Below are 2962 nucleotides of genomic sequence, written 5' to 3' on the forward strand. Positions count from 1 at the left end.
CTGGATTTGCCGGCGCAGCCGGCATCGTCCGGTTCCCAGGACATCAGGAAGGGCGCGGACGAGCGCCGCGAAACGATCGCCGCCGTGCGGACGCAATATGCGCGCGCGCTGTTGAACATGGGGAGGAACAAGGAGGCCTATGACCAGCTGAAGGCGTCGCTGCGCGAACAGGGTGGGCTGACGACGACGGTGGGATTCAACGACATTTCCACCCGGTCGGATCTGGCGATCGCGGCGAAGCTGGCAGGCGATATGGATGCCGCCCGCACCTACCTGTCGTTTACGGGAGCGGGCCGCATCGGAAACTCGCCGTTTCAGAGCGCCGACCAACTTGTGTCGGCGCCCTGTGGCGGGGAGGCGGGACTGAAGCCGGGCGACGTGGCGGTCGTCGAGTTCTCAGTGGAAACCGACGGGCACGTGTCGAGCGTGTCCCCGATCTACACCACGGCGGGGCGCGGCGCCGCGACCGCCTTCGCGCAGGCGGCGGCGCGCTGGTCATGGCAACCCGATTCGATCGCCAAGGTGCCGGCGCTGTTCCGTTATCTGACGCGGGTGGAGATGCGCTGTACCCGCGCCAGCGAGCGGCCGTCGCTGACCCAGCCGTTGCAGGATGCGGCGATGGAATGGCTGGCGACGCGCGGTGCGGGCGATACGGCGTGGCGAGACAGGCCGGTGGCGCTGGCCGCCCCGATCGAGCGCGCCGCGCTCGCCAAAGCGCGGTCTGCGGGGGACGATGCGGGCATGCTCGCGGCGCTCCTGGCCCTCGCGTCCAACGGGGTGGTGACGAACGCGGAGCGCAATGCGCTGGCGAAGGAGGCGGTCGCCGTCGCCACGCGGGCGAACGCGCCGGTCGCGGTGCGGACCTATGCCGCCCTCACGCTGGCGCACATGCAGGAGGACGGTCGCAAGGAGGCGGCGATGACACGCGCGATCCTGTCCGATCCGGTGGCGATGGCCGATCCGCTGACCGCGGCGACCGTCATGATGCTGGCGGCACAGGCGCCGCGGATCTCGATGGAATCGAAGCCGCCCGCCGACGTGCCGGTCCTGACGCAGCGTGTCATCGACCTTGCCGGATTGCCCGATCAGCATCCGCTGAAGGTCAGCGCCTTGTTGCAGCGGGCCAATCAGTTGGCGAAGGCGGGCGATCTTTCCGCGGCCAGGGCGCTGTTCGATCGCACCGGGCTGACCGAGGAGCAATGCGCGATGATCGAGCCCAAGCCCGATGTCAGGCGGAGCGGTTTCAGCGCGCGGAATTATCCGATGGAAGCGCTGCGAAATGGTTTCGAAGGGTGGGTGCAGGCCGAGTTCGATATCGCCGCGGACGGTACGACCGTGGAGCCGCGCGCGACCGTCGCCTATCCGCCGTTCGTGTTCGATGAGGCTGCTGTGGGCATGTTCAAGGCGACGCGCTTTACCAGCAGCTATCGGCCAGCGGGCAGTCTGGCCTGCGCGGCGAACCGGAACAAGGTGATCTTCCGGCTCCCCTAGCAAGCCCGCCAGCGGAGGCTGCCTTTGCCCTTTTCCGTCCCGACCAATCGCGCTAGGCCGAGCGCAAAGGAGATGGTTGCGCATGAAACTGGCTAGTCTCAAGCATGGGCGCGACGGGAAGCTCGTCGTCGTCTCCGACGATCTGGCATGGTATGCCGATGCCTCGCATATCTGCGCCACCATGCAGGCGGCGCTGGACGACTGGGACCGGATCGCGCCGCACCTCCGGTTGCTGGCCACCGACCTGCGCAACGAGGCGATCCCGCGCGAGCGGTTCCACGAACACAGCGCCGCCGCACCGCTGCCGCGCGCGTACCAATGGGCGGACGGTTCGGCCTATGTGAACCATGTCGCGCTGGTGCGGCAGGCGCGCGGGGCGGAGATGCCGGACAGCTTCTGGCACGACCCGCTGATGTACCAGGGCGGCTCCGACGGCTTCCTGGCGCCACGCGACCCGATCCCGCTCGCGGACGAGGCATGGGGCTGCGACATGGAGGCCGAGGTGGTCGTCGTCACCGGCGACGTGCCGCAGGGCGCGAGCCGCGAGGAGGCGCTGGCGGCGGTGCGGCTGGTCGGGCTGACCAACGACGTGTCGCTGCGCAACCTGATCCCCGGCGAACTGGCCAAGGGTTTCGGCTTCTTCCAGTCGAAGCCGGCGTCGGCCTTCTCCCCCGTGTTCGTGACCCCGGATGCGCTGGGCGACTGGTGGCAGGGCGGCAAGCTGCACCGCAAGCTGATGGTCGACCTGAACGATGCGCCGCTGGGCCGGGTGGAGGCGGGCGAGGACATGACGTTCGACTTCGGCACGCTGATCGCGCACGCCGCGAAGACGCGCGCGCTGGGCGCGGGGACGATCGTCGGGTCGGGCACCGTGTCGAACCGCGACGCCGATGGCGGGCCGGGGCGTCCGGTGGCCGATGGCGGTGTCGGCTATTGCTGCCTGGCGGAGGTGCGCACCGTCGAGACGATCCGCACCGGCACCGCGAGCACGCCGTTCCTGAAGAAGGGCGACACCGTGCGCATCTGGGCGGAGGACGATCGCCACCATCCGATCTTCGGCACCATCGAACAGACGGTCGCCTGACGATGCGGGCATGGAAGGTGTTGCCGCTGGCGGCGGTCGCGGCGGCGTGCGTCGAACAGCCGGCGGCGCGTCCGCCGGTGACCGCGCCGCTGCTGGCCGCGCCCGCGACCCCGGCGGATCTGTACGGTACGCTGTTCCAGGCCGTACAGATGCGGCGCATCTTCGCCGACGGGAAGACCTTCGTCGATGCGGTGCCACGGCGCGATCCCGCCGCGATCATGGCCGATTATCGCGCCGCCCCGCCCGCCGACGATGCCGCGCTGAAGGCGTTCGTGCTCGCCAATTTCGACGTGCCGGCGGAGGCGCCGACCGTCGCGCCCAGCGCCGAGCGCCCGCCGCTGGCTGACCATATCCGCGCGCTGTGGCCGCAGCTGACGCGCCCGCCGC

General features: G+C 69.9%; 2 protein-coding genes and 1 pseudogene. All 3 read left to right on the forward strand.

Features of this window, described 5'->3' with window-relative positions; all coding sequences use genetic code 11:
- On the forward strand, positions 1 to 1491 hold a 1491-nt coding region (locus AX685_RS19870), incomplete at its 5' end, for an energy transducer TonB (protein WP_066491902.1).
- An 82-nt stretch (positions 1492 to 1573) separates the two neighbouring features.
- Positions 1574 to 2575 carry a fumarylacetoacetate hydrolase family protein gene (locus tag AX685_RS19875; protein WP_066491904.1) on the forward strand — a complete coding sequence of 334 codons (1002 nt, stop codon included), beginning with the start codon at positions 1574 to 1576 and terminating at the stop codon, positions 2573 to 2575.
- Positions 2576 to 2577: 2 nt separating this feature from the next.
- Positions 2578 to 2962 (forward strand): annotated as a pseudogene (locus AX685_RS22985) (trehalase); the annotation flags it as partial.

The sequence above is a fragment of the Sphingomonas sp. CCH9-F2 genome, from assembly GCF_001556735.1.
GTDB classification, from domain to species: domain Bacteria; phylum Pseudomonadota; class Alphaproteobacteria; order Sphingomonadales; family Sphingomonadaceae; genus Sphingomonas; species Sphingomonas ginsenosidimutans.